The sequence below is a fragment of the Caballeronia sp. LZ003 genome, assembly GCF_031451465.1.
Taxonomy (GTDB): domain Bacteria; phylum Pseudomonadota; class Gammaproteobacteria; order Burkholderiales; family Burkholderiaceae; genus Caballeronia.
In genome coordinates this window covers 1-4,251 of sequence record NZ_JARUXJ010000276.1, presented here as the reverse complement: position 1 = coordinate 4,251, position 4,251 = coordinate 1, and the positions used below count along the sequence as shown (strand labels likewise).

The window sequence follows — 4,251 nt, the reverse complement described above, 5'->3', positions numbered from 1 at the left end:
CTTGCGCGACTCTGCGGATTGAGCTTCACGCTCAAGAAGATCCAATACCCACCGGCGAAATGCAGCGGCTTTCGAGGTGCGAGCGAGCATGCCCAGCAAGTGCGCGCCGCGGAGCGAGAAGATGCGTACCTGCTGATCGCCACCCGCTGTGGGGAGCGTTACAACGGCGGTCATGCTAGACGTAAACTCGGCGGCGTTGCGCGTGTATAGGTCGTATAGCCGATCGGGGCGGTTGTATCCCAAGGCACCCGCAATCTGCGGGGACCTTAGCCAACGCTGCCCGTCACGGTCAATAACGTCGAAGCGGTAGTTCTGGAAGGAAAGGGATTGCGTTTGCTCAGGACGAGCGAGGGTGTTGGCACGCATGGCGGCCTCTTGTGTTCGGGTTAAAAACCCGCTCCCTACTGTCAAATAGGGTGGGCGGGCACATGACAGGGTTGACAGACCGGGAACACAAGAAACCGGCGAGCCCGAAGGCTCCCCCGCCAAGGCCCGCCCATTGAGAGAGGCGTGCATAGGCGTTACGCACAAAAAAACCGCGTTGCGCGGTTGTGCGCTTGTGTTCTCCGGGCTGTCAAACCCGACCGCTGTTGTTTCAGCGATGCTCGAAGTATAGGCAGCGCGGTGGGAAGCGGTCAAGCCCGAAATTTGCCGTTTATCGGCAAACAGCATACAATCCGCAGCATGATCCAATCGTTCCGATGCGCCGACACGAAAGCGCTTTTTGAAGGCCACCGCATCCCGCGCTTTGCAAACATCCTGACCACCGCAGAACGCAAGCTCAGCGCGCTCGATGCAGCGGTAACCTTGGATGCGCTGCGCTCTCCGCCGGGTAACCGACTGGAGAGTCTCAAGGGAAACCGAGCGAATCAGTACAGCATCAGAATTAACGGTCAGTGGCGAATCTGTTTCACGTGGACGGTAAATGGTCCCGCCGACGTTGAGATCGTTGACTATCACTGAACAGGAGCTAATGAAATGTTCAAAAATGGAATGCGCCCGGTGCACCCGGGTGAAGTTCTGCGAGAGGACTACCTTGCACCGCTCGGGATGAGCGCAAACGCTTTGGCGAACGCCCTGCATGTCACGGCCGGGCGTATCAATGACATCGTGCGTGAGCGGCGCGGCATCACCCCTGATACCGCAATGCGACTCGCGCGATATTTCGGCGGCGACGCCCAAAGTTGGATGAATCTTCAGCTCATGTATGACATGAAAATCGCGGAGCGAGACCTTGCTCGAAACATTGAGCGAGAGATTGCGCCGCGCGAATCGGCGCACTGCTGAATGTCGCATTACGCCTCCGACCGCTCAAGAACGCGTTCGTGAATTTGTCGCGCCATCCACCTGCCGGCAATCCATTCGAAGCCCTTCGGCGTGAATTTCCAGAACTTGAATGCGTATTGGCGCTCGTCATCCGTCACACCAACGCCAACTTCGACGCGGCCCGTCTCGATGTGCGTCTTATAGGGCTCCATGCGCTGCCGCTTGCCCGCGAGGAAGACCACGCCCAAGTCCACAAGGAATTGCTTGAGTTCAGGCTCCCTAGCGTGCAGCGCCTTCGCAGCATCACGGAAAGTCAGACAATCGTGCTTCGCGGCGCTCGTATAGCGCTCCACGAATTCGACCGCAGGCTTCTGCGCTTCGAGTTCGCGAGCCTGCTGCTGCGCGAGTGCGCGCGCCTTTTGCTCACGCTCCGTTGCGTCTGCCCAGGCTCGCGCCGCGGAAACGGGATCCGCGAAATTCGGCAGTGCAGGAACCGAATGGCGCTCTCGATACGCGCGAATGACTTTGAGATGGAACGCCGCACTGATCCACATCGCATACGCATAGACCAAGTCTTCGCAGACGAACGTTCCAAGTCCTTGTTTTGATTGGATAGCAGGAATTCCTGCTTTTTCAATTTCAGCCACCAGCTTCTGGGCTTGCTGATTTTCCAGCCACAAACTTGGCCGATCTTTGTTCGCGCCTCCCGATGCACGATGGAGATCATTCAAGCAAAACAAGCCGTCAGCCTCGCGAACTGAAATGTCGGTGATAACGAGATTCATGATCAAGTCACCTCGCGCCGCTCGACGCAATGGCGCATCGCCGCTTCGAGACGCCGCTGTGCGTTGTAAAGCGCAGCCCGTGCCTTGTGCAGCACGCGATACTGCTTACGCGTCGCGAGATGGAATTTCGGATCGCTCTTGTCGATATAGCCGCTGACCCTCGCTTGAGAGCGGAATTCGCGGCAAGCGTCGTGATAATCCCACCGCGCTCGACGCACCGCGTCACGGAACGAGACAAGCTCGAACGCGCGACGCGCAACGAGATCCTTCGTCCATTTAGTGCTGTGTTTTATGGCGTTGCTCATTGCTTACCTTACAGACCGTTGTCGTGACCGCACGGCAGAGTGCCGTCGTCGCTCTGCTTTGCTCCGCAACTGAGACAGATGTTTCGAGATTCCAAGGCCCCCGCTTCGTCTCGATCCTTGGCCTCCGCCGGCGCGTTGAAGCCGGCTTCGTTTGTCAATGTCGTCATTCACCATCCTCCTGCTTTGCAGTCTGTAACACCCAGTGCAACGCCTCAGCACGTTCACCCGACGACGCGCCCAACTCCTTCAAAATTTCCTTACGGCTTCGCATCCTGGGCGTGCGTTCGCCAAGCGCCTCGCGCTGCGCTCGGGCGCGCGCATGACCAGCGACGTTCGCGCCGGCGGCAACTAGCTCCCGAACCTTCTCGCGCTGCTGCGCCGGTGACAGTTTCGAAAGGTGACGGGCGTGAGTGACGTTGATGCGCGCGCTTTCGATCGCTTTGCGCACATCAGCGCAGCATTCGAGCAAGGCGAGCGTTGCCCGCACCGTGGCCGCCGAACAGCCAAAGATCGTCGCGAGCTCTGTCTCGCTATAGCCGAAGGCCATCACGCGGCGCATCTTCTCTGCGCGGCCAAGAGGGGTGTCTGCCTCCCGGAGCTCGTTCTCGCTGATAATCGCGGTTAGCGCCGTGCGCCTCTCGCCTCGATGGACTTGCCCGGGGACCTGGAGCAACGTTCCGCCGCGCGCGCGCCGCCATTCATTCGCCAGGCGCGCCGCCTTGACGCGCTGTCGCCCAACCGCAACTTCCGTTTCGCCCGTCTCGGTGTTCTTCATCACCGAGATCGGCTGAAGCACGCCTTGGAAATCGATGTTCCGAGCAAGGTCCTCATTCACGGGTAAATCTACGCGGGGGTCGTACAGCGGCGAAGCCGTATCCGTCACCAGCACCAGCTTGTCGGGGTCGAAGAACAGCAGGTTTGTCTTCCCTGACGCGCCGTAAGCGTCGATTGAGTTCTTTGCCATCGGTCATATCCATCAGATCCCGCCCTTAAGGAAGTCACGAACGCATGATTTATCGCCGCGAAGGTCAGCGAGGCCTGTGTCAAGCATAAATAGTTGTACTAACCCACCGAGAAGTACTAGGCGACTAGACTCCATCCGCCCTACCGTTTGACTGTCCGCTCCGACGCTTTGCGCATACTTTCCTGTATCGCCTCCGCGGCGTCTTTCCGTGTCACGTTGGAGCCCGCCATGGGCAGTGGCGTTGCTGGTTCATAGGCAAAGCGCCGTTGCGACAGCGTTTCGTTTTCGCCGGTTTCAATCTGGAAGGCCTCGGGACGTTCCTGCTTCATCTGCGTGATAACCGCTCCGAGTGTTTCGCGGGTTGCATTTTTAAGCATTTGCTGGTGCCGCTCGATGTGCATTCTTGGTTTCCTCTTGCCAAGGTAGGATCTCAAGCCTCTGGCAAAATCACGCTTCCGCAACATGACACAACTTTTGCGCCGGAGACTCTGTGACTCAATCGAAATATGACGTCATTCCCTGTTTATGCTTGGGTTTCAACAAAGTTTCGATGGATTTGACGCCAAGAATAAGCTGATCGTCGGCGACGACGCGGCCCTTGGATGAGCGACCGCTGTGGGAGGCTTCAATGATCACGGTTCCGGTTTTCGAGCGATTTTCATTCGGTTTTCATGCGGTTTTTCGAACGTGTCAAGGGACTTGCATCGAAAAGCCAAAGCGTTAGCCCCACTTCTCCGTGACACTGCAGTCCCTGTAAGCAGGCGACTCGAGCGGCCGACATCGGCTTGAATTCCGTAGAAATGACCAGCGAACCGTGGGCCGCAGATCTTCACACCGCACCACACCATTGCTCTGTTCTTCGATGTTGATGCACAGCTGAACGTCGAACTCGGCCTTGGCGCTGATCGCTTTACGCAGATATCCAATGGTT

At 57.9% G+C, this 4,251-nt stretch carries 7 protein-coding genes and 1 pseudogene; 2 read left to right on the top strand and 6 right to left on the bottom strand.

Annotated elements, in window-relative coordinates; all coding sequences use genetic code 11:
- Positions 1-366: Bro-N domain-containing protein (locus QCE79_RS38965; RefSeq protein ID WP_309854485.1), on the bottom strand; the 366-nt coding region annotated here is incomplete at its 3' end.
- Between the two features lie 318 nt (positions 367-684).
- Here QCE79_RS38965 and QCE79_RS38960 point away from each other — a divergent pair.
- Together QCE79_RS38960 and QCE79_RS38955 are read left to right on the top strand one after the other, a co-directional pair.
- Positions 685-963 (top strand): type II toxin-antitoxin system RelE/ParE family toxin, encoded by a 279-nt coding sequence (locus QCE79_RS38960; RefSeq protein WP_309854481.1) that lies wholly within the window; start codon positions 685-687, stop codon positions 961-963.
- A 15-nt stretch (positions 964-978) separates the two neighbouring features.
- The gene (locus tag QCE79_RS38955; protein ID WP_309854476.1) at positions 979-1,287 is read left to right on the top strand and encodes a HigA family addiction module antitoxin; all 309 of its coding nucleotides are present in this window, start codon (positions 979-981) and stop codon (positions 1,285-1,287) included.
- Positions 1,288-1,295: 8 nt separating this feature from the next.
- Here the strand turns inward: QCE79_RS38955 and QCE79_RS38950 are convergent, their stop codons facing one another.
- From QCE79_RS38950 to QCE79_RS38930, 5 genes and pseudogenes are all read right to left on the bottom strand, one after another.
- Positions 1,296-2,051, bottom strand: a complete 756-nt coding sequence (locus tag QCE79_RS38950) for a KilA-N domain-containing protein (RefSeq protein ID WP_309854473.1) — start codon at positions 2,049-2,051, stop codon at positions 1,296-1,298.
- 2 nt (positions 2,052-2,053) lie between these two features.
- Complete coding sequence (locus QCE79_RS38945) at positions 2,054-2,356, bottom strand: hypothetical protein (protein WP_309854469.1); 303 nt, start codon at positions 2,354-2,356, stop codon at positions 2,054-2,056.
- 163 nt (positions 2,357-2,519) lie between these two features.
- A complete protein-coding gene (locus QCE79_RS38940; RefSeq protein WP_309854466.1) occupies positions 2,520-3,320 on the bottom strand; it encodes a ParB N-terminal domain-containing protein in 801 nt (266 codons plus the stop codon).
- A gap of 140 nt (positions 3,321-3,460) precedes the next feature.
- Entirely contained in the window at positions 3,461-3,721 is a 261-nt protein-coding gene (locus QCE79_RS38935) for a hypothetical protein (protein ID WP_309854463.1), read from the bottom strand.
- Positions 3,722-4,040: 319 nt separating this feature from the next.
- Positions 4,041-4,251, bottom strand: a pseudogene (locus tag QCE79_RS38930) (YdaS family helix-turn-helix protein); the annotation flags it as partial.